This window comes from Parageobacillus sp. VR-IP (assembly GCF_013357975.1).
Lineage (GTDB): Bacteria > Bacillota > Bacilli > Bacillales > Anoxybacillaceae > Saccharococcus > Saccharococcus caldoxylosilyticus.
Genome location: NZ_JABVYQ010000010.1, coordinates 1 through 21416 on the forward strand (window position 1 = coordinate 1; position 21416 = coordinate 21416).

Below are 21416 nucleotides of genomic sequence, written 5' to 3' on the forward strand. Positions count from 1 at the left end.
CCCCATGGTCCCAAACCATGTGCTCTACCAAGCTGAGCTACTTCCCGCTATGGCGCGCTCGAGAGGATTCGAACCCCTAACCTTCTGATCCGTAGTCAGATGCTCTATCCAATTGAGCTACGAGCGCGCGATATTAAGACAACAAATTTTACTATAACACAATAAATTGTTGAATGCAAATGTTTTTTGTTATGCGGTCGAGAGGACTTGAACCTCCACGGGGTTGCCCCCACTAGGCCCTCAACCTAGCGCGTCTGCCATTCCGCCACGACCGCATATTTAACTGGTGCGGGTGGAGGGACTTGAACCCCCACGCCGTGAGGCGCCAGATCCTAAGTCTGGTGCGTCTGCCAATTCCGCCACACCCGCAAGGTGGTGAGCCATGGAGGACTCGAACCTCCGACCCTCTGATTAAAAGTCAGATGCTCTACCTACTGAGCTAATGGCTCATAACTGGGCCAGCTGGATTCGAACCAGCGCATCACGGAGTCAAAGTCCGTTGCCTTACCGCTTGGCTATGGCCCAATGATTCATGTAATGGCGGTCCCGACGGGACTCGAACCCGCGATCTCCTGCGTGACAGGCAGGCGTGTTAACCACTACACTACGGGACCATCATGAAGGTTGGAGTTTCACAACCCCAACACATCTTATAAAAGTGACCCGTACGGGATTCGAACCCGTGTTACCGCCGTGAAAGGGCGGTGTCTTAACCACTTGACCAACGGGCCACGATATATATCAAAGTGGCGGAGAAGGCGGGATTTGAACCCGCGCGCCGTAAAGACACGACCTAACGGTTTAGCAAACCGTCCCCTTCAGCCACTTGGGTACTTCTCCAAAGGCTCCGCAAGTAGGATTCGAACCTACGACCTACCGGTTAACAGCCGGTTGCTCTACCGCTGAGCTATTGCGGAATAATGAACCCTAACAACAGGCGACTTTTCGGTATGCTTGCTGCCTCTTCCTCTGCTAGCCGTCTCCAAGAAGCTAGATGCGTCGAGGCAACTCGGAGTGGATTCATTGATGTATTCCTCGTCGCTGAACTATTGCGGAATAATTAATTTTTAAATGATTTTAAATGATCTGTTGTGTGCAACCGACATTCTTTATTATATTTAGGTAACTTAGCGTTGTCAATATGTTTTTTGCAACCCGTCGTTTGGCGACGGCTTTTATAATTTAGCATAATAAATAATCCATGTCAATAACTTTTTATCATTTTTTTGCTTCTCGTTATCAACCAATTTAAAAAATTTTACTTTGCTTCACCGCTATCATCTGATGTTAGCCTTCCCCCACATTTCCCGCAAACATACCGATTCGTATTGACCCGTTTTTTTCTTTCATAAGTCAAACCGCACCAGGAACAAACGTACACGTGTATCTTTTTTGCTTTTTTTCGTGTTTGTTGCGGAAGCGGGCGGCAATAACGCGGGGCCTGAACTTGCCGCAATAAATCACGGAAATCTTTATCGCGATGGCGGTAACCTTTCCCCTCTAAATGAAGATGGTAATGGCACAATTCATGTTTAATAATGGCGATCAGTTCTTCTTCGCCAAATGATTCGTAATACTTTTTATTTATCTCAATGTTATGGGTTTGTACGATGTAACGTCCTCCTGTTGTTCGCAGCCGTGGGTTGAACGTCGCCATATGTTTGAACGGTTTTTGAAAAAATTGCAAAGATACCCTTTCGACAAGTTTTTGTAAATCACTTTGTTCCATTGCTCTTTACTCCTCACTTTTCTGGCACAGGACAGACTGACAGTACATACATTATATACTAACCTTTTCATTATAGGAGGTTGGACACGATGCCAACTTGGCTAAAAAATCAAATGAGACGAGCCTATTATGAAAAAAATCGTTATCAAATCAAACTGTTAAACCAATGCTGGTTTTTTTATCAGAGAAAACACTGCTCATGAAGGCAGTGTTTTCTCTAGCTCCGCTGGCGCAATCATTGATAAAGAGATTCTTTCTTTATTCACATCTACATGATCCACCCAAACTTTTACGACATCGCCGACCGATACAACATCAAGCGGATGTCGTACGTATTGCTTGCTTAATTTAGAAATATGCACAAGCCCGTCCTGCTTGACGCCGATATCGACAAACGCGCCGAAGTCAACGACATTCCGTACGATGCCTTCTAGTTCCATCCCCGCTTTTAAATCTTCCATTTTTAAAACGTCCTTGCGCAATAACGGCTTTGGCAGTTCATCACGGGGATCGCGTTCCGGGCGGATTAAAGCGTCGATAATATCTTGTAACGTTAATTCGCCGATACCAAGCTTCGCGGCCGTATCGGAAACATTCAGCGATTGCAGCGCCTCGCGAAGTTCTTTGCTTCCGATATGCGCTGTGGAAAAGCCTAAATTTTGCAATAGCTTTTTCACTTCTTCGTATCGCTCTGGATGGATCGGCGTCCGGTCGAGCGGTTCATCTCCGTCAATAATACGCAAAAAGCCAATACATTGCTCATATGTTTTCGCACCGAGCCGCGGTATCGATTTTAATTCTTCGCGGCTTCTAAATTTTCCTTGTTCTTCCCGTCGCTTTACAATATTTTCCGACACCGTCTTTGTAAGCCCCGATACATATTGCAATAAGGAAACAGATGCGGTATTGACATTGACACCGACTTGGTTCACGACCGTTTCTACGACAAAGCGCAGCGATTCGGCTAATTTCTTTTGCGAAACATCATGCTGATATTGGCCGACACCGACAGACTTTGGATCGATTTTTACCAATTCTGCCAATGGGTCTTGTACGCGCCGGGCGATCGAAACGGCACTCCGCTCTTCAACTTGTAAATCTGGGAATTCCTGGCGCGCGAGATCAGAGGCAGAATATACGCTGGCACCTGCTTCATTGACAATTAAGTAAAAGATTTCCCTATCTACCTGCTTCAACGTATCGGCGACGAACTGTTCCGTTTCCCGTGATGCTGTTCCATTCCCAATCGCAATCATTTCTACATGATATTCTGCGATTAGACGAATTAACTTTTCCCTTGCTTCGTCTACCCGTTGCTGCGGTGGATGTGGATAGATGACATCAATTTTCAATAGTTTGCCTGTTTCATCAACAACAGCAAGCTTACATCCCGTTCGGTAGGCCGGGTCAATGCCAAGCACGATTTTTCCTTTCAATGGTGGCTGCAGCAAAAGTTTCCGCAAGTTTTCAGAAAAAATGTGAATCGCCCGCTCTTCCGCTTTTTCCGTTAGCCCATTGCGGATGTCGCGTTCAATGGCCGGCTCGATAAGCCGTTTATAGCCATCTTCTATTGCTTCAGATAAAAGCGGAGCGGCAGGAGATTGCGGATTTGTGATCACGTTTTTTTGTAAATACGCCGTAATCTCTTCTACTGGTGCCTTTATGGTGACACGTAGCACCTCTTCCTTTTCGCCGCGGTTTAACGCTAACACACGGTGCGGAACAATCTTATGTACAGGCTCTTCGTATTCGTAATACATTTCATATACTTTCTTCTCATCCTTTTCCGGCGCTTTGGCCGTTGATACAATGACTCCCTTTTTCCACGTTTGCTGGCGAATCCATTGGCGGAATTGCGCATCATCAGACACTTTTTCAGCAATGATATCTTTTGCTCCTTGGAGCGCTTCTTCCACCGTAAACACTTCTTTTTCCGGGTTGATAAATTCCTGTGCTTTTTCTTCCGGTCTCGGTTCCGCTGGACATGTCCATAGCCATTCAGCAAGCGGTTCGAGCCCTTTTTCTTTGGCGGCCGTAGCTTTCGTGCGTCTTTTTTGCCGATAAGGGCGATACAAATCTTCGACTTGCTGCAGTTTCGTGGCGCTCATAATCGCGTTTTTCAACTCATCTGTCAATTTCCCTTGCTCATCGATAAGACGAAGAACTTCTTCTTTACGTTGTTCTAGGCTTTGCAAGTAGCTCCATTTCTCTAAAATATCACGAATCTGCACTTCATCCAGCGCGCCTGTCATCTCTTTTCGATAGCGGGCGATAAACGGTACTGTGTTCCCCTCCTCGGAAAGGGTAATGACATTGCTCACTTGATTGGCAGACAACTGCAACTCATTGGCGATCAAGCCGATCAACGCTTCTCTATTGAACAAATCGATTATCCCTCCAATGGCGAAAATAAAAATAGCTACAAAGATGCAGCTATTTCCGATCAACCATACTATAAATAGTTGGACAGATCGTTTCTCCCCGCGACCTGTCCTTTTTTATGCACAGCAAAACAAACTATCTGCCACTTTGTTTATACATTGCAGAGGCGATAGATGGCTCAGTACGCTGCAAACACAGAATAAGCCCTTTTTCGAAACCGAAACAGGAGAATGATAGGACAAAGCACTGCAAACGGAATCTTCGCACGACTAAAGTCGACAGGTTCTTGTGTACCAAAGAGCTTCTTCCGTGCTTCGCATGGACACTGACTCTTGTTCCACAAGACTTTCATGAGCAAACACTTGGGGCGATGTTTCCCACCCTGTGCACCGGATTCAAGATGCCCACTTCAAACTAGGCTTCGTATGTTTTCAAAGTGGAAAAACTCTTGCCGGTTTATGTTAAAAATCGATAAGTCCTAAACTGATTTGCAGCGCTTCATCCACTTTATCCATCATTTCATCATCTAAATGGGTGATTTTATCCGTGAGCCGCTGTTTATCAATTGTCCGAATTTGTTCTAGCAAAATGACGGAATCCCGCTCAAACCCGTAGCGTTTTGCATCAATTTCAACGTGCGTTGGCAGCTTCGCTTTTTGAATTTGCGCTGTAATCGCCGCTACGATCACCGTTGGGCTAAAGCGATTGCCAATGTCATTTTGGATGACCAACACGGGGCGGACACCGCCCTGCTCTGAGCCAACTACCGGGGAAAGGTCCGCAAAATAAACGTCGCCACGTTTAACAATCAAAGCATTACCCCCCGCTAACTAAACGTTCAACGGTGTGGTCGGCTTCATATTCTGCAAGAAACGCTTCTGAAGCGATCGATAAATTGATTTTTGCCATTTCCATGTAGCCTCGTCTCATCGCTTCGCGGATTTGCCGTTTCTTCCGCTCACGAATATACATTTTCGTCGCTTGGTAAATCAGTTCATTCCGATTGCCGTTTTCTTGTTTCACCAGCACATCTAATTCTGTTACTAATGATTGAGGCAAACGAACGACGATTTCCGTTGTTGCGCTAGACTCCGACACAAATATACACCTCCACGAACTGCAGCCATTCATTGCTTCCATTTCATCATACCACTAAATAAAGGCGCTGCAAAGTCATTTCCGCGTTTTCTGCGTATTATCTTCTGCAAAGTTTATACATAATCATTGCCATTCAAAACAACATTTCTCACTTCCATTATACTCTTATTTCTGAAAAAAATACGGGGAACGCGATAACTTACTGTACAAGGAACCTCATAGTTAATCGTTCCAAGATATTGGGCCACGTCATCAACGGAAATATATTCGTCGCCCTGCCGCCCAATTAAAGTCACTTTCGTTCCGACCGGCATTGGTTCAGGCAGACGGATCATGAGTTGATCCATGCAGATTCTCCCGACAATCGGCGCTTTTTTTCCGTTCACCAGCACATGGAAATTTTGCAGTTTGCGCAACCAACCGTCTGCATAGCCGATTGGCACAGTGCCTATCCATTGTTCCGTCTCCGCCGTATAGGTTGCACCGTAGCTCACTTTTTCTCCTGGTTGTAGCTTTTTAACGTGAACAAGGCGGCTATGCAAGGAGAAAGCTTCTTTTAGCTCGTATGGCAAGTATGGCTTTATAGCTGGCGAAGGCGACAATCCATACATTGAAATGCCAAAGCGCACTATATTAAATACTTTATCCGGAAACCGCAAAGCCGTCGCGCTGTTCCCGCAATGGATCATCGGTGGTTTATACGGAAGCCACTCTAACATTTGCAGAAAACGACGATACTGAAAGGAAAAATAATCGGTATTGATTTCATCGGCTGTGGCGAAATGAGTATAAACGCCTTCCAGCGAAAAATACGGATGGCCGTCGATTAATTCAACAATGCGTTTTGTCTCCTCTTCCTCTCTGACTCCTAACCGTCCCATTCCCGTATCCATTTTTAAATGGAACCGCACTCGTTCCGTTCCCTTGTATAAATCGGCCGCTTGCTCGACCCAGTCCGGTTGAAACACCGTAAGTGAGATTTGGTGCTTGGCGGCAAGATGGACATCGCTAGGACGAGAAGCACCTAATACGAGAATCGGAGCAGTGATTCCTTTTTCTCGCAATGCAAGCGCTTCATCTAAAAAAGCTACGGCCAAATAGGAAGCGCCGGCCTCCAGCGCTGTCTTCGCCACTTGCGCATCGCCGTGGCCGTATGCATTCGCCTTTACCACTGCCATAATGCAAGTTTCATCCGGCAAAAGCTTCTTAAGTTGAGAAACATTGTAATAAATCGCGTCTAAATCAATTTCAGCCCACGTATCACGGTAAAATGAATTCATCATTTCTCGCTGTCCTTCCTTGTCTAGCAGATCTCAGAGTTATTTTTTTGAATGTAAACGCTCTAATTTGCGCTATCCTTTTTTAGTTTACCACTTTCTAAACAAGGAAGGAATATATCATTGTCTTAAGGAGTCTGCCTTTTCCTAAAAAAAAACAGGCTCGGCAAGCCGCAAGCCTGTTGCCTAGCAAATCAATTATTTAATCGCCTTTCCTTGCACGGAGCGGGCTACCATGACCATTTCCTCCGGTGTTAAATCATCGGAAGCAATCGTAAAGTCGACACCTTTATACGACCATGTCAATGTTTTGTCCGTCAGCGTACCAATCGCAAAACCTAAATCGACCGGCTCGCCATTGACCAGCGTCGGTGTGCTTGTTGCCGGTAAAACTTTTGCTTTTTCCTGAACTAATGTAAATGTTTTTTCGCCGCCGAACGTCATAATCACTCGTTTTCCGTTTTCACTGGCAACTTCCTTCTCATCGATTTGCTTTACTCCTTCCGGCAGCTGCACCGGATACATGACTTCCATCGCTTTGTCTTTCGCTTCTGCCATCGTCGGCACTTCTAAACGCGCTCCCGTCATATTTTTCGATGTGTCAAATGCATCATCATCAAACTTTTTATTAAATTCGACCTTGGAGAATTGCACGGTTAACAAAGCTTTTCGGTCGGTATCCATCACTTTGACCGATACCGGTGATAAATCCTTTTTGTTTAACGTAATTTCTTGCGTCGGCACGACATTGCTGTTTGGATAGTTTGTTTTCGTTTCAAATACGTAATGATTTTTTGTCGCTTTAAACTTCGCCTTCGAATCGCTCAAAATGTCTTTGACCAATGACTCATACAAATAGGCCTGACTGCTGTTTTTCGGCCAATCGCTTTGGAACCGGAAGCTTTTATTAAGCGCCGGCGTAAACACAAAGACCCCTTCATCATTGCGCAAAATCATCTGACTTTGCTCTTTGTCTGCATTTTTTAAGCTGACACGGTAATAGGCAGGATGTTTATACCAGATTTCGACGTTATATACTTGCGGTTTTGAACCTGTTTGAAACGTCATTTTTGCTTCTGCCTGGTAGCTTGTGATCTCATCCATTTTTTCATCGAGCGCTTTGATGACATCTTCCTGTGATTTTGACCCACAGCCAGCTAAAGCAATAAGCAATATGATGCCAACCAATACACTGAGCACCTTTCTCCTCATTCATTTCAACCCCTTTGCCTCATATCGATTTCCCTTTTCGCATTACAATATATGAGACAACTTCGGGGAATATGCAGACTAGCTATGACAAGCGCTCAATAATTACTTGAGCGATTGCATAATCACGGCTATGAGAAATGGAAAGATGGATGCGGCAGTCCTTCGCATCTGAAACGACGATTGGCTTTCCATGCAGGTCGTTCATAATTTGAATATCGTGGAATGACAGATGTTTTCCAATTCCTGTGCCGACGGCTTTTGCGTACGCTTCTTTCGCCGCAAACCGCCCCGCTAAAAATTCCACTTTGCGTTTTGGCGATAATTGCGTAAACACATTTTTTTCGTCCCTCGTTAAAATGCGGTCAATCAATTTTTCATTTTTTTCCATCAACTGTCTAACCCGCTCTAATTCCACAATATCAATGCCAACTCCGATAATCATTGTCCTTCTATCCTTTCTACTTCTTACATACCATTTTAATAAGCCGATTCATCTTTCACTTATTCGTTTTGCCCGCCAAAGCGGAAGCTTCCCTAGCCATTTTTTGACAAACAAAGATGAAGGAGAGAATGATATGTTTGTGCGCAGGGAAAACGCCCGTGTTTTTTTTCGCCTTTATCCCGTTGTTTCTATCCTTGTGATCCTTCATGTAGTCACATGGTTTATGTTTTTTTTGAGTCTTTCGAGTGCGGAACCATTATGGGAACGAATGATTGGATTTAATGCCGCCATACGCGAAGGGGAGTATTGGCGGCTTGTAAGCCCTCTTGTTTTTCATGTGCGGTTTGAACATATGATGATCAATTCCATTTCTCTTCTTTTATTCGGCCCTGCATTAGAGCAAATGTTAGGGAAAAGCAAGTTTTTGCTTCTTTATATAGGGAGCGGAGTCGGCGGCAACATCGCCTCTTTTTTCCTTCTGCCGGCTATGTACAGTCATGTTGGAGCGTCTGGCGCTATTTTTGGACTGTTCGGCATGTATGGCTATTTAATCGTATTCCGCCGCGATATAATCGACCATCAGCATGCCCGCCTTCTTCTCGTCGTTATCTGTATTAGTTTATTTATCGCATTTACCAATCCTGATCTGAATATGGTCGCCCACCTATTTGGTTTTTTAACAGGAGGGATTATTGCACCTTTTATCTCGTCTCGCCTGCGCCCGCATCGGCCTTTTCTTCTTCATCGCTAACCATCATCGCCGCTTTCTCGACAATGAAAACGGGATCTGATGAATTAGCGGATGAAAATGACGCCATCACCCCATTCGACTTCTAAAAAAGGGCGCAAACGTCATCGTTTGCGACAGGGAACACTGCTGCAAATGAACGCTCATGGCGACATAGCCAAGCAGGACGATCGCCATAAAAACTCTTTTCCCCAATGGATATATTCATTCTGTTTGCTGCCCGGCTGTTGTTCGCGTATATACATTTTACCATAGCAAAAAACGGCGCCTGTTGCACCGTTTTTAACGGGCAACGCGCCGTTTTTTGGCACGCTCACGGAATGGGCCTTCCGCGCGGTTTCCCCGCTTTTTCTCCCGTTTAACCGGAAGCGGCGGCTCTTCCGTTAACTGCACCGGCGTCGTATCCGGTTCTTTTGTTAACATTTTAATACATGCGGCTACCAGCGAAACCGAATCATGTTCCTCTAATAGCTCTTCAGCAGCTCGTTTATAGAAAGACAAGTTTCCACTTTCCACCACATTCACTAGTTTTTCCACCGCGATACGCTGCTGCCCTTCCAGCGCTTCGTCCAATGTTGGCGGTTTCATACGCTCCATTTTCCGCTTTGTCGTCCGTTCAATGTTATGAAGCTGTCCGATTTCCCTTGGTGTCACAAACGTCATCGCGACGCCTGTTTTCCCTGCGCGGCCGGTGCGGCCAATGCGATGAACGTAGCTTTCCGGATCTTGAGGGATATCAAAATTGTACACATGCGTCACGCCGGAAATATCCAGCCCGCGCGCCGCTACATCCGTGGCGACCAAAATCTCGATCGCACCTTCTTTAAATTTGCGCAACACAGAGAGACGTTTCGCCTGGCTTAAATCGCCGTGAATCCCTTCCGCCGCATAGCCGCGCAAATTTAGCGCTTCCGCCAATTCATCGACACGCCGCTTTGTCCGCCCGAACACAATCGCCAGCTCGGGGGCCTGAATATCCAATAAACGCGTCAAAATATCGAATTTCTTTTTTTCTTGCACTTCGAGGTAATATTGTTGAATATTCGGAACGGTCATTTCTTTTGCTTTTACTTTTACAAGCTGCGGATCATTCATAAACCGCTCGGCAATGCGGCGGATCGGTTCCGGCATGGTCGCTGAAAACAATAACGTTTGCCGCTGTTTCGGAACATTGCTTAAAATCGCCTCAATATCGTCAATAAATCCCATATTCAGCATTTCATCCGCTTCATCGAGCACCACTGTATGCACCTGCTCTAGCCGCAGCGTCTTGCGATTGATATGGTCGATAATGCGCCCCGGTGTCCCGACAATAATGTGTGGATGTTTTTTCAACGCGCGAATTTGCCGCTCAATATCCTGACCGCCATAAATCGGTAATACGCGCACGCGCTTGACGGCACCAATTTTATATAGCTCTTCCGATACTTGAATCGCCAGCTCGCGCGTCGGCGCCACCACTAGCCCTTGCACCGCTTCGCTTTGCACATTTACTTTTTCAATAAGCGGAATGCCAAACGCCGCCGTTTTCCCGGTACCGGTTTGCGCTTGTCCAATCACATCTTTATTTTGCAAGCTTAGCGGAATCGTCTTTGCTTGAATCGGGGTTGTTTCTTCAAACCCCATGCGTCTGATTGCCTTCATTAATTCATTGCTTAATCCTAACTCCTGAAATGTCGTCAATGTTATTCAAACTCCTTTAATCATCCTTACTGATCGATATAAAATCAAATAAAAATGTTTGACAGTTATCATACCATTTTCATCTGTTGTTTTCAATCATTACCACTTTCCCGTAAAAACTTTTCGACTTCGGCAAATAATACATGCCGGTCTGCGCTATGGCAGACGTGATGATAAGACTCGGGCAAGAATAATAGTTTCTTTTTGGATGAACCAATTCTTTGATATAAATAATGGGCGCTTTTTAGCGGAACAATCCCGTCTTTTTCTCCCTGCACAATCAACACCGGGACATGAACGTAGGGAAGACGCGGCCGTACTTCATTCACTAGTTTGCGAAACTCTAATACCGCAGCAATTGGCGTGGATCGCACTTTATTTTTATAGCGGATAAACAGCGGATGTTCACCGATGCGACGCCATCCATTGCGAAACATATCACGAATGTCTTCCCACAATTGACGCGGATTGACATAATAAAATGCCGCGCTTAACAGCACTAACTTATCAATGTGGTATTTTTCTGCTAAATAGACGGCGATCACTCCGCCCATCGAAAAGCCGATGACATATACCGTTTCACACTCGTTCATTAACGCTTGCAGCTCGTGTTCCGCCGCCTGAAACCATTGATCATGCGTAATTCCTTTCAGATGCAGCTCTTCTCCGTGGCCGGGAAGAGTAGGGGTTTTGATCATCCAGTCCGTCCGCTTTCGCAAATACTCTGCCAACGGAGCGACTTCATCAGGGCTTCCTGTAAATCCATGGATACATAGACAGCCAATCATGTTTATATCACCGTTTCCTAAAAAATTAAAAGCGGCGATCGACAACGCCGCTTTTATTTTTTCACCGTTGTTTTCATTTTACACGATGATACCGTTATTGCAAATCGCAAAGCAGTTCTTCTAATTTCACCCCACGGGAAGCCTTTAACAAAATCACATCACCCGAAGAAACGATGGCAAGCAAATCGTTGGCCAGTGCTTTTTTCTCATCGTATGCGCGCACCCGCCCATCCGGGAAAGACGGCGCAGCTGTTAGCGCAATATGGCGCGCCAGCGGTCCATAGGTGAAAACATAATCGACCATTTCCGGACGAAGCATCGCGCCGATTTCGCGATGAAAGGCTACTTCTTGGTCACCGAGCTCCAACATATCGCCTAGCACCGCAATTTTTTTCGTATATCCCGTCAATTCCCCGAGCAGCTTCAAAGCCGCCTTCATGGAAGTAGGGCTGGCGTTGTACGCATCGTTAATTACCGTAAAGCCCCGTTTCGTTTCGATCAACTCCATGCGCATGCGGGTGACCCCTAAATGGGCAAGCGCTTCTTGAATACTCTCCCAGCTGATCCGAAAAAAGCGGGCAACCGCAATGGCAGCCAATGCGTTATTAACATGATGCTTCCCTAAAATCGGAATAAACAACGTTCGGTTTGGAAGCTGGTTGATCGTAAATGTTGTCCCCTTTACTTCCATCCGCACCGCATTCGGATAATAATCGTTTTTCGCTTCTTGGCCAAACGTTACGACATGTTCCGGCAGCGGCAAATTTGACACGCGGCTCGTCAATAACGGCTCATCGCCATGATAAACAAACAGACCGTTTTTGCGCAAACCAGACAAAATTTCCAATTTTGCTTGTGCAATTCCTTCACGCGAACCTAATTCTTGCAAATGGGATTCCCCAATGTTCGTAATAATCGCCGCATCCGGCTCAGCGATGTTGGACAAAAGTTCAATTTCACCGAAATTGCTCATTCCCATTTCGACGACCGCCATTTCCGTATCTTCTGCTAAACGAAGGAGCGTCAATGGCACGCCAATATGGTTGTTTAAATTCCCTTCTGTTTTTTGCACCTTATAAGAAGTGGCCAATAGCGCCGCTGTCATATCTTTTGTCGTTGTTTTGCCATTGCTTCCTGTAATGCCGATTACTTTTACGGCCAGCTGCCTGCGGTACCTGTGGGCCAGGCGCTGCAGCGCGCGCAGCGTATCATCAACAACAATCACCGGGGCGTTCTCTGGCGGATTTCCTTCCGTTTCCGACCAAAGCACCGCACTGGCGCCTTTTGCAAACGCCTCTTGCACAAACGCATGCCCGTTAAACTTAGCTCCTTTGAGCGGGACGTATAAATTGCCCTGCTGAATCGTCCGTGTGTCGGTCGAGACGCCGCTGATCGTAACATCCGCAAATTCGTCAGCCACCAAGCGGCCATCCGCCATCGCTTGTATCTCCTTTAACGTGCGAGTAATCATCTTTCTCCACCTTCTCTATTTCTCAAACGTGTACGTGATCGTTTGCTTTTCTTCATGCCGCTCGATCGCTAGCTGAATGAGGCGCTCGATTAATTCTGGATATGAAACGCCGCTATGTTTCCATAGCAATGGGAACATGCTGTATGGCGTAAACCCAGGCATCGTATTAATTTCGTTAATATACACTGTGCCATCTTCCGCCAAGAAAAAGTCGGCGCGCACAAGCCCGGAAAGATCAAGCGCCTTAAAGGCCGTAATCGCCATCTGCTTGATCGTTTCATACTGTTCTTCCGTCACTTGCGCCGGAATGATGAGTTCCGTATTGCCATCTTCATATTTTGCCTGATAATCATAAAATTCTTTTTTCGGAATAATTTCTCCTACGACCGAACAAATTGGTTCATCATTACCGATTACACCAATTTCGATTTCACGGCCGACAATCGCTTCTTCCACAATAATTTTTCGGTCATACTTAAACGCTTCGATAAAAGCGGTCTTCAAATCGGCGCGCTGTTTGCATTTCGTAATGCCAACGCTTGACCCTGCGTTTGCCGGCTTGACAAAACAAGGGTAGCCGAGTTTTCGCTCAACCTGATCGTATGCGGCTTCTTCATCTTTACTCCAATCCCGCTTCGTAAACGCTACGTATTTCGCCTGGCGCAGCCCGGCCTGGGCAAATAAGTTTTTCATCACCACTTTATCCATGCCGACCGCTGAGGCAAGCACACCGTTTCCAACATATGGAACATTCAAAATCTCAAGCAAGCCTTGCACGGTGCCGTCTTCTCCATTTGGACCGTGCAATAATGGAAAAATCACATCAATGGCCGTTTCCGATTCCTTATTAGCATCCATTTCAGAAGGATGCTGATTTTTATCATCCGCTAATACCGGCACTTGGTTTAACGCTACCGGTATCATTGCTTTCGCATCCGACTGGAACTGCAGCTGCTTGACTTCCGTAATCGTTCCGGTCAGCCGCTCCCCTTTGATCCATTGTCCTTCAGTGGTGATATAAATCGGAATCACATCAAATTTATTTTTATCCATAGCGTTCATGACCGCCATCGCTGTTGATAGCGAAACGTTATGCTCCGGCGATTTGCCGCCGTATAAAATCCCGACTCTCGTTTTCATGTAGGTTCCTCCTCTTTGCTTCCCATCGTTCCTATTTTAACACTTTTCGCGCGCAATCGTATGGTATTTTTATATGAGCAATGCAGGTTGTTTCGCCACTTCAAAAACAGCAAAAACACCATCTAACCGATTCGTTAGATGGTGAAATCGCTATTTCCGGAGAGCGCGATACGATCCTTGGCACATCACCGCCACCATCTCTTCTAATGCATCTTGGGCCGTTTTTTCGATCTCTGCGAAATATTCGTGCACCCGGCGGTAAAAGCGGTTTTTTTCGATTTCATCTGTAAGCACATGAAAAACTTTTTGTTCGTAATGGCGAAGCCCAGACAAATTATAAACTAACCCGCGTTTTTCAAGATACTGTAAATTAATTTGTTCCTGGCCAGGCAAATAATCGACTGTAAAAATCGGCAATTGCTTATGCAATACCTCGCTTACCGTAACGCCGCCCGGTTTCGTGATCACCGCATCAACCTCGTTATATAAACGGTTCATCTCCTGCGGGCTCGATATGTAGGAGAAAGGCCGAATATGCGGATGTTCCCAACTTGCGATTTCATCATAAAGCTTTTTGTTTTTCCCGCATAATACCGAATAACGAAACAAATGAGAATTCCTTGCTTTTTTGAGAAAATCGATGATATTTCCTAATCCCTGGTTGCCGCCTGCCAATAGCAAATGAAACGAACGTCTTTTCCTTCTTGCCTCTGAATGTTTCGCCATAAACACTTCATGGACAGGAATCCCTGTTACGATAATCCGTCTTTCCTCAATACGATACTTCGTCATCAGCTCCCGTTTTGCGTCGGCATGCGGAACAAAGTGGTAATCAATATTTCGCTTCCCCCACACGCTATTAATAAAAAAATCTGTATAAACGTTGATCACTGGCGTGCGAATCACTTTCTTCCGCTTAAGCCGCTGCAAAATGCGCGATGGAAAGGAGTGCGTGCAAATAATAAGCTCTGGCTTCTCTCTTTCCATCATTTTCCTCATCTTACTTTCAAAATAAGGAAGCCACGGCTCGAAAGAAACGAATTCCAACCGATGAACATCATGGTACATGAACGTCTTATAAACACGATGGTACGAATCAGGATGAGAGCGAATCCAGCGCAAATACATTTCCGATACCATTTTCTCCATTAATTCATTACAATAGCTTAAAAAATCGATTTTTTTGCAAAATACATACGGAAACTGCCTTTGCAGAAAATCGATCAACGTATCGGCTACTTTATGATGTCCTGTATTCATCTGGAACAGCGGTAATACAAGAATTTTCATCATCGTTAGCTCCCTTAGTTTTCCAAAGATTTTTTGCGCAGTCGCTGCCCAATCCATGTTGCAAATAGAAACAATACGAACAATGTCAACCCAATCAGAGGAAAATAAAACAGCGGAATTTGCATATGCCGTCCGAGCAACATTCCGGCAAGCGTAACGGGAACAATCCACACCGTTGCGCCAAGCGAAGCAAGCAATAAAAACGAACGAAACGAGAAGTGAATAACCCCTGCCATATACGGAGAAATTTGCCGAACTCCCGGAATGTAATAGCCGAATAAAATACCCCATTTTCCATAGCGATGAAACAGCTGTTTTGCCCGCTCCCACTTTTCTTCTTTAATCCCTAAATACTTTCCGTACTTTTGAATAAATGGCGCTCCAAAAAAGCGTCCGATGCCGTAAGCGGTGATCATCCCGATCACTACGCCGCACCAGCTGGCGATCATACAATATTCCCATAAAAGCTGTTGTCTGGCAATTATGATGCCAAGAAAAAACAATAAACTCTCTTCCGGCGCCGGAATGCCGACAATGCCGAAAAACAAAAACACGAAAATAATGACATATCCGTATGATTCCACATACGAAAAGAGAATACTCGTATCCATAGATCCCCCATTATATTGACGAGATTTGTTTATTAGTTTGCACGTTCATAACATCTGTAATCGTCACCCAGCGCATTTTTTTCGCCGCTTCTTCCTTTAGCAACAGCTCCAGCGCCGCAAGCATTTGTTCCGGCGCCCGTTTGTCAGCGCCAAGCGCATCACCGTTGTCATGCAGAACAATAATGGCTCCACCCTTCATACTATTTCGAAGGCGGCGAAACAATTCCATCGTGCCAAGCTTTGCATTCCAGTCACCAAGAATGTAAGTCCACAGCACCGTAATATATTTCTTTTGCACAAGCGGGGTAAATAAATTAAAATGCCCCCAAGGCGGACGGTAATAGATGGGCCGCTTTCCAATAATCTCTTCAATAATATCTGCTGATTTCTGCAATCCTTTTTCCAAAAAAGGCGGAAGTATCAGCCAATTGCTGATATGCCGGTAATTGTGCATTCCGATTTCATGGCCTTCCTCATGCATCCGTCTGACAATATCAGGATATTGTTTTGCTTTGTTTCCGACCACGAAAAATGTCGCTTTCACTTGATGTTTTTTTAATAAATCCAATAATTTTGGTGTATAATACGGGTCAGGACCGTCATCGAACGTCAAAGCAATGTTATTCTCGGACGCTCCTTCGCGATAAATACGAAACTTTTTTTTGCGAATAACAATCGTTGGAACGATGCCATATAATAGTATCCCGCCAATAACACACACCAAAATCATCCACAGCATCGTTTTCACCTCTTTATTTGTACTTTACCAATATTTCTTATCTTTGAAAATAGAAAAAAACAAACCGATCTGAATCTATCACCATATCAAAACAATATTTTACAGATTAATTATCATATAACACGTTGATAAAAATTAAAACAGAAAATGATGAAAATTTGATGAAACATGAGAACCTGATTCTTTAGCGTACGTAAACAACGCCGATCGGTTTTCGCGTTTTCACACATGAAACGGAAAGTATCTGCTATAATACAATACGATACATGGAAAAAAGCTAATAACTATTGCAGCATGCTGAAAAAGACAGGTGATCAACGTTGAGCAAAAAAATTATTCTTACCGGCGGCGGCACAGCCGGACATGTCATGGTGAACGTCGCGCTGATTCCGAAATTAAAAGAACGAGGCTGGAACATTGCCTATATCGGTTCCCACCAAGGCATTGAACGGGAAATTATCGCAAAAATGGACGACGTGCCTTACTTTCCGATTTCGACCGGAAAGTTGCGCCGCTATTTCGATTGGAACAACTTTAAAGACCCGTTTAAAGTGCTGAAAGGCACTTGGCAAGCGTACCGCATCATCAAAAAAGAAAAGCCGGATATCATCTTTTCCAAAGGTGGATTTGTGTCCGTCCCTGTCATCATCGGCGCGTGGTTAAGTGGGGTGCCGTCCATCATTCACGAATCGGATATTACCCCAGGACTGGCCAATAAAATCGCGATGCCGTTTGCGACCAAAATTTGCGTCACATTCCCGGAAACGATGCGCCACGTCAAGGAAGAAAAGGGCGTTTACCTTGGAGCGGTCGTTCGTGAGGAATTAAAGCGTGGGGACGCCGACAAAGGACGAAAGCTTTGCCAGTTTGAAAAAGGAAAGCCGGTTCTTCTCGCCATGGGCGGAAGTCTAGGCTCGAAACGAATTAATGACGCGCTGCGCGCCAATTTGCCAAAACTGCTTGCCGATTTTCAAATCGTCCATATTTGCGGAAAAGGAAATGTCGACGCTAAATTGGCGAAAGAAAAAGGCTATAAGCAATTTGAATACGTCCATGAAGAGCTTCCTCATCTGATGGCGATGGCCGATATCGTCCTATCGCGCGCCGGCGCCAACTCAATTTTCGAGTTTCTCGCCTTGCGCAAACCGATGCTGCTCATTCCTCTATCCAAGGAAGCGAGCCGCGGCGACCAAATTTTAAACGCCCGCTCTTTTGAAAAATCGGGTTACGCCGAAGTGTTGATGGAAGAAGACTTAACGAACGAATCACTGCAAAGCGCCATTTATCATCTTTACCAAAACAAAGATCGCTACCACCGAAACATGGAGCGGTCCGACGCGGGAGATGCGTTGGAAAAGCTGTTGGCATTGATTGAGGAATCAAGGAAAAATTAAGAAAAAAAGACTTATATAAAGAAGGATTGCGGCTGTTAGAAATTCGTGCTCCTGAAGAAATGTAGGACAAAAGCAGCTATTCCTCTCAACAACTAGACACGGTATCCACAGGATGCCGTGTCTTATTTTGTGATGCCACAATCCTCTATAATTGTTTTTCATTTTTTCGGCCCGATTTCCCTTGCATGCCAAACGAAAGATAGTTTTTTAGCAAAATAAATTTTTTATTAAAAATAATTTTTCGTTTTGTTCAGTATAGTGCCTATTGAACAAAACCCCTTCTTAAAGTATGAAATATGAAGAAAGATTAGTTGCAAATAAAATATATCTATTGTTTTTTTTAGTGTAAATATGATAAAATTTCCATAAAGAAATTTTTTCCTTTTTAACGAAAGTGCTTTATTGAAAGCTCTTCATCCTATTATCTTTTTTTAATTACCCAAAGGAGGAAATTTATAGTGACAACAGTGGCAACTTAATTAAGTCCAAGATTAGTAGAATTTTTAAAAGGTGTTAAAAAATTATACATAAACGGGGAATTTGCATTTCCGGGAAAACGTTTCAAACATTTAATCCTGCTACAGGTGAGGTATTGGCGACTGTTTCCGAAGCAGTTGCAGAGGATATCGATTTAGCGGTTAAAGCAGCTCGCGAGGCATTTGACAACGGTCCTTGGAGAAAGATGGGCAGCGCAGTCGATTGATGTATAAATTAGCTGACTTGATGGAAGAGCATAAATTAGAGTTAGCACAGCTAGAAACTTTAGATAATGGTAAACCATTTGCGGAAACATCTAATGCGAACGTTCCTTTAGCTATTGAGCACATCCGCTATTACGCTGGTTGGGCTACAAAGATTGTCGAGCAAACTATTCCTGTTCAAGGCAATTACTTTAACTATACTTTACACGAACCTGTTGGAGTAGTAGGGCAAATTATTCCTTGGAACTTCCCAATACTGATGGCGGCTTGGAAATTAGGTGCTGCTTTGGCAACGGGATGTACAATTGTTTTAAAACCAGCTGAAAACACTCCGTTGTCCGTTTTATATTTAGCTCAATTAATTAGTGAAGCTGGATTCCCTAAAGGTGTAATCAATATCGTGCCAGGCTATGGTCCAACTGCTGGACAAGCACTAGTAGATCACCCGTTAGTGGATAAAATTGCATGTACAGGCTCTACTAATGTAGGTAAATCTATTATGAGATCTGCCGCTAATACACTAAAACGTGTGACTCTTGAATTAGGCGGCAAATCTCCTTGCCGACCTTTCCAAAGCCATTCCAGGGGCTTTAAGAGGAATTATGTTCAACCAAGGACAAGTTTGTGCTGCTGGAAGCCGTTTATATGTCCAAAAGAAAATGTATGACAATGTAGTAGCTGATTTAGCATCTGCTGCAAAATCAATCAAACTAGGTAATGGTTTAGAACCAGATACTACAATGGGGCCACTTATTTCAGCACAACAACAAGCTCATGTAAAAAGTTATATTGACAAGGGGATTGAAGAAGGAGCGGAAGTTGTAACCGGTGGAACGATTCCATTTGAGAAAGGATACTTCGTTTCTCCAACCATCTTTGCAGATGTTAACCACAATATGACTATCTCAAAAGAAGAAATTTTCGGACCAGTTGTTGCAGCAATGCCATTTGATGATATTGATGATCTGGTTAAAAAAGCGAACGACAGCATTTATGGCCTTGCAGCTGGTGTTTGGACCCAAGACTTGAAAAAAGCTCACCTAATTGCTCATAAGTTGCAAGCTGGAACAGTGTGGGTAAACTGCTACAACGTCTTTGACGCTGCTTCTCCGTTTGGCGGTTATAAACAATCAGGTATCGGCCGCGAAATGGGTAGCTATGCTTTAGAAAACTATACCGAAGTGAAGAGTGTCTGGATCAATATGAACTAATAAAAAGGCCCGTCGAGTTTTTTCGACGGGCTTTCAGCTTGTCGCCAAAGTCGACAAGCTGAAATGTCCTACAAAGTATCTACTTTCCAACAAAAAAACAGAAGATAAACCTTACTATCTTCCGTTTCCAACAGTTGTAAATATATAGTATAATAGGAAGGCAATAGTACGGGAGAACTCAAGGGTGGGTCGGCATGTACCCCTTTATATGCAGAAAGGGGGTGATGCCGATGACAGTGTTTGAAGCGTTAATGTTTGCGATAGCTTTTGCAAGTCTTATCGTTTCAATACTGTCTTACAACCAAAAGAAATAATCCACCCTTGAGTTGTCGGAGCTACGGGTGGATTATTTCCGCTCTGCTGCCGATCCCCCTTGCAGGGAACCGTTCTATTGCAGGACCGAGGGTGTTGCAGCACCCTTGGTCTTATTTTATTTATACGAACCTTCTATGTATATTATACATGATTAGTGTTGTAAAATGAAGGCTTTTGTTTGATGCCGCGTATCTTTGATTTTGCGAAAATTAGACGTCGACTCGCGGGCTGGGGCGGTCGTCAAAGCGATGAAGCTTGGACTATTGGAATAAAAACACCCGATGGAATGCGTCCATCGGGCATAAAAGCGTATTCTCCTTGCTAAATCATTCTAGAAATACAAGACGTAAATGACCAGCGCCAAGACAATGCGGTACACCGCAAACGGCACGAGGCGAATTTGGTTAATCAGCTTTAAGAAAAAGCGAATCGCGAGCAAGGCAAACAAAAATGCGCTAATAAAGCCAGCGATGAAAAACGGGATATCGGCCGCCGTCACGTACTGCCAGTTTTTTAACAGCGACAAGCCACTTGCGCCGGCCATAATCGGTACAGCCATAATGAACGTGAAGTCGGCCGCGGCGCGGTGGCTCATTCCCGCCAGCACCCCGCCGGAAATCGTCGAGCCGGATCGGGAAAATCCTGGCCATAAGGACAAACATTGAACAAGACCGACGATAAGCGCCTGCTTATATGTAATTTGGTCGACCGTTTGCGCTTTCGGAGTATTCTTTTTAGCAAACCAATCAGCGGCAATCATCAACAGCGCCCCGAGCACTAATCCGATCAACACGGTTGCGGTCGAAAATAAGTGCTCGTCAATATAATCCTCAAACAACACTCCTAATACCCCTGCTGGAATGAGTCCGACAATCACTTGCATCAGCTTCAAGCGCGGCTGTCCATCGCGATGGCGTCCACGCAGCCCAAGCAAGTCGATAAATCGGTCTTTAAACACGACAACGACCGCCAAAATCGAGCCAAGCTGAATGACAACTTTAAAAGTGTTTGCTGCATACTTCCCTAAAAATTCCTGCGATTTCAGCCACATATCATCGACAATAATCATATGGCCCGTTGAGGAAACCGGTGCAAACTCCGTTAATCCTTCAACCATTCCTAAAATAATGGCCTTTATAATCTCTACAATGTCCATTCGCTAGCATTCCTTTCTTTTCGAAATTA

At 44.7% G+C, this 21416-nt stretch carries 19 protein-coding genes, 9 tRNA genes and 1 pseudogene; 5 read left to right on the forward strand and 24 right to left on the reverse strand.

Annotation, left to right across the window (positions count from 1 at the left end):
* Positions 1-50 precede the first annotated feature (50 nt).
* The 10 genes from HT574_RS17575 to HT574_RS17620 all read right to left on the reverse strand — a co-directional run bounded on the left by HT574_RS17575 (position 51) and on the right by HT574_RS17620 (position 1729).
* Positions 51-127, reverse strand: a tRNA-Arg gene (locus HT574_RS17575).
* A gap of 65 nt (positions 128-192) precedes the next feature.
* A tRNA-Leu gene (locus HT574_RS17580) sits at positions 193-275 on the reverse strand.
* A 9-nt stretch (positions 276-284) separates the two neighbouring features.
* Positions 285-369 (reverse strand) — tRNA-Leu (locus HT574_RS17585).
* Between the two features lie 4 nt (positions 370-373).
* Positions 374-449 (reverse strand) — tRNA-Lys (locus HT574_RS17590).
* 4 nt (positions 450-453) lie between these two features.
* Positions 454-525 (reverse strand) — tRNA-Gln (locus HT574_RS17595).
* Positions 526-538: 13 nt separating this feature from the next.
* A tRNA-Asp gene (locus tag HT574_RS17600) sits at positions 539-614 on the reverse strand.
* A 45-nt stretch (positions 615-659) separates the two neighbouring features.
* A tRNA-Glu gene (locus HT574_RS17605) sits at positions 660-731 on the reverse strand.
* Positions 732-747: 16 nt separating this feature from the next.
* Positions 748-840 (reverse strand) — tRNA-Ser (locus HT574_RS17610).
* 5 nt (positions 841-845) lie between these two features.
* Positions 846-917 (reverse strand) — tRNA-Asn (locus HT574_RS17615).
* A 341-nt stretch (positions 918-1258) separates the two neighbouring features.
* Positions 1259-1729 (reverse strand): SprT family protein, encoded by a 471-nt coding sequence (locus tag HT574_RS17620; protein ID WP_017435865.1) that lies wholly within the window; start codon positions 1727-1729, stop codon positions 1259-1261.
* Positions 1730-1818: 89 nt separating this feature from the next.
* On the opposite strand from HT574_RS17620, the gene cmpA reads away from it, so the two are divergent.
* Complete coding sequence (gene cmpA / locus HT574_RS17625; RefSeq protein ID WP_017435866.1) at positions 1819-1932, forward strand: cortex morphogenetic protein CmpA; 114 nt, start codon at positions 1819-1821, stop codon at positions 1930-1932.
* Here the strand turns inward: cmpA and HT574_RS17630 are convergent.
* From HT574_RS17630 to acpS, 6 genes are all read right to left on the reverse strand, one after another.
* Positions 1927-4113 (reverse strand): Tex family protein, encoded by a 2187-nt coding sequence (locus tag HT574_RS17630; protein WP_175245605.1) that lies wholly within the window; start codon positions 4111-4113, stop codon positions 1927-1929. The two genes, cmpA and HT574_RS17630, sit on opposite strands and share 6 nt — an antisense overlap.
* A gap of 459 nt (positions 4114-4572) precedes the next feature.
* The gene (gene ndoA / locus HT574_RS17635) at positions 4573-4923 is read right to left on the reverse strand and encodes a type II toxin-antitoxin system endoribonuclease NdoA (RefSeq protein WP_003253417.1); all 351 of its coding nucleotides are present in this window, start codon (positions 4921-4923) and stop codon (positions 4573-4575) included.
* Positions 4924-4927: 4 nt separating this feature from the next.
* On the reverse strand, positions 4928-5209 hold the full coding sequence (locus HT574_RS17640) for a CopG family ribbon-helix-helix protein (protein WP_017435868.1): 282 nt from the start codon (positions 5207-5209) through the stop codon (positions 4928-4930).
* A gap of 113 nt (positions 5210-5322) precedes the next feature.
* Entirely contained in the window at positions 5323-6489 is a 1167-nt protein-coding gene (gene alr / locus HT574_RS17645; protein ID WP_175245643.1) for an alanine racemase, read from the reverse strand.
* A gap of 195 nt (positions 6490-6684) precedes the next feature.
* Complete coding sequence (locus tag HT574_RS17650) at positions 6685-7698, reverse strand: LolA family protein (RefSeq protein ID WP_175245606.1); 1014 nt, start codon at positions 7696-7698, stop codon at positions 6685-6687.
* Between the two features lie 82 nt (positions 7699-7780).
* A complete protein-coding gene (gene acpS / locus HT574_RS17655) occupies positions 7781-8140 on the reverse strand; it encodes a holo-ACP synthase (protein WP_175245607.1) in 360 nt (119 codons plus the stop codon).
* 133 nt (positions 8141-8273) lie between these two features.
* Between acpS and HT574_RS17660 the strand changes: the two genes are divergently transcribed.
* Positions 8274-8891, forward strand: a complete 618-nt coding sequence (locus HT574_RS17660) for a rhomboid family intramembrane serine protease (protein ID WP_175245608.1) — start codon at positions 8274-8276, stop codon at positions 8889-8891.
* Positions 8892-9170: 279 nt separating this feature from the next.
* On the opposite strand, the gene cshA is transcribed toward HT574_RS17660, so the two are convergent.
* From cshA to HT574_RS17695, 7 genes are all read right to left on the reverse strand, one after another.
* On the reverse strand, positions 9171-10571 hold the full coding sequence (cshA, locus tag HT574_RS17665; protein WP_175245609.1) for a degradosome RNA helicase CshA: 1401 nt from the start codon (positions 10569-10571) through the stop codon (positions 9171-9173).
* A 92-nt stretch (positions 10572-10663) separates the two neighbouring features.
* Positions 10664-11359 carry an alpha/beta hydrolase gene (locus tag HT574_RS17670; RefSeq protein ID WP_175245610.1) on the reverse strand — a complete coding sequence of 232 codons (696 nt, stop codon included), beginning with the start codon at positions 11357-11359 and terminating at the stop codon, positions 10664-10666.
* A gap of 94 nt (positions 11360-11453) precedes the next feature.
* Positions 11454-12830 (reverse strand): UDP-N-acetylmuramoyl-tripeptide--D-alanyl-D-alanine ligase, encoded by a 1377-nt coding sequence (locus HT574_RS17675; RefSeq protein ID WP_175245611.1) that lies wholly within the window; start codon positions 12828-12830, stop codon positions 11454-11456.
* A gap of 15 nt (positions 12831-12845) precedes the next feature.
* Positions 12846-13970 carry a D-alanine--D-alanine ligase gene (locus tag HT574_RS17680; RefSeq protein ID WP_175245612.1) on the reverse strand — a complete coding sequence of 375 codons (1125 nt, stop codon included), beginning with the start codon at positions 13968-13970 and terminating at the stop codon, positions 12846-12848.
* Positions 13971-14120: 150 nt separating this feature from the next.
* Positions 14121-15263 carry an MGDG synthase family glycosyltransferase gene (locus tag HT574_RS17685; protein WP_175245613.1) on the reverse strand — a complete coding sequence of 381 codons (1143 nt, stop codon included), beginning with the start codon at positions 15261-15263 and terminating at the stop codon, positions 14121-14123.
* A gap of 11 nt (positions 15264-15274) precedes the next feature.
* On the reverse strand, positions 15275-15871 hold the full coding sequence (locus HT574_RS17690; RefSeq protein WP_175245614.1) for a DedA family protein: 597 nt from the start codon (positions 15869-15871) through the stop codon (positions 15275-15277).
* Between the two features lie 10 nt (positions 15872-15881).
* On the reverse strand, positions 15882-16610 hold the full coding sequence (locus tag HT574_RS17695) for a polysaccharide deacetylase family protein (RefSeq protein ID WP_175245615.1): 729 nt from the start codon (positions 16608-16610) through the stop codon (positions 15882-15884).
* Between the two features lie 320 nt (positions 16611-16930).
* Between HT574_RS17695 and HT574_RS17700 the strand changes: the two genes are divergently transcribed.
* The 3 genes and pseudogenes from HT574_RS17700 to HT574_RS20600 all read left to right on the forward strand — a co-directional run bounded on the left by HT574_RS17700 (position 16931) and on the right by HT574_RS20600 (position 20230).
* A complete protein-coding gene (locus tag HT574_RS17700) occupies positions 16931-18004 on the forward strand; it encodes an undecaprenyldiphospho-muramoylpentapeptide beta-N-acetylglucosaminyltransferase (RefSeq protein ID WP_175245616.1) in 1074 nt (357 codons plus the stop codon).
* 527 nt (positions 18005-18531) lie between these two features.
* A pseudogene (locus tag HT574_RS17705) lies at positions 18532-19916 on the forward strand (aldehyde dehydrogenase family protein).
* 230 nt (positions 19917-20146) lie between these two features.
* A complete protein-coding gene (locus HT574_RS20600; protein WP_223812257.1) occupies positions 20147-20230 on the forward strand; it encodes a putative holin-like toxin in 84 nt (27 codons plus the stop codon).
* A gap of 332 nt (positions 20231-20562) precedes the next feature.
* Here HT574_RS20600 and HT574_RS17710 read toward each other — a convergent pair whose 3' ends face one another.
* Positions 20563-21387: an undecaprenyl-diphosphate phosphatase gene (locus HT574_RS17710; protein ID WP_175245617.1), complete on the reverse strand. Its 825-nt coding sequence runs from the start codon at positions 21385-21387 to the stop codon at positions 20563-20565.
* Between the last annotated feature and the right edge of the window lie 29 nt (positions 21388-21416).